The 305-nt window shown below is 53.1% G+C and carries 1 protein-coding gene; it reads left to right on the top strand.

Annotated elements, in window-relative coordinates:
• The coding region (locus tag ACXM0J_RS18900; RefSeq protein ID WP_180993319.1) for a hypothetical protein at nt 1–305 on the top strand (305 nt) is incomplete at both ends.

The following is a 305-nucleotide window of genomic DNA, read 5'->3' as shown; positions in this document are numbered from 1 at the left end:
GACAGCGACTCGGATTCAGACAGCGACTCGGACTCTGACAGCGACTCTGATTCGGACAGCGACTCGGACAGCGATTCTGACTCTGACAGTGACTCTGATTCGGACAGCGACTCTGATTCGGATAGTGACTCGGACTCTGACTCTGACAGCGACAGCGACTCGGACTCTGACAGCGACTCTGATTCTGACAGCGATTCTGACTCTGACAGTGACTCTGATTCAGACAGTGACTCGGACTCTGACAGTGACTCTGATTCGGACAGTGATTCGGATAGCGACAGTGACTCTGATTCAGACAGTGACTC

Source organism: Acinetobacter sp. GRABPA_MV_2 (assembly GCF_056725885.1).
This window is presented reverse-complemented; position numbering and strand designations above follow the sequence as displayed.